General features: G+C 63.3%; 1 protein-coding gene. It reads left to right on the plus strand.

The genetic code is table 11. The features are described from left to right. Positions 1-251: ABC transporter substrate-binding protein (locus E5X34_RS32780; protein WP_292573390.1), on the plus strand; the 251-nt coding region annotated here is incomplete at both ends.

Raw genomic sequence — 251 nt, forward strand, 5'->3', positions numbered from 1 at the left:
TCCCTATTGGGCGGCCAAGAAGGCAGGCTATTTCGGCGACCTCGACACCGACATGCAGCCGGGCCCGTCGGACGGCACCGCGACGGTGAAGTTCGTCGATGTCGGCCAGGCTGACATGGGCTTTCCCTCGCCCGGCGTCTTCTCCTTCGCCATCCAGAACGGCATGAAGCTCAAATCCGTGTTTCACATGGGGGCGCGCGACACGTTCAGCCTCGCCTTCCGCAAGGGCGAGGGAACGAACGACCTGAAGA

The organism is Mesorhizobium sp. (assembly GCF_004963255.1).
Taxonomy (GTDB): Bacteria; Pseudomonadota; Alphaproteobacteria; order Rhizobiales; family Rhizobiaceae; genus Mesorhizobium.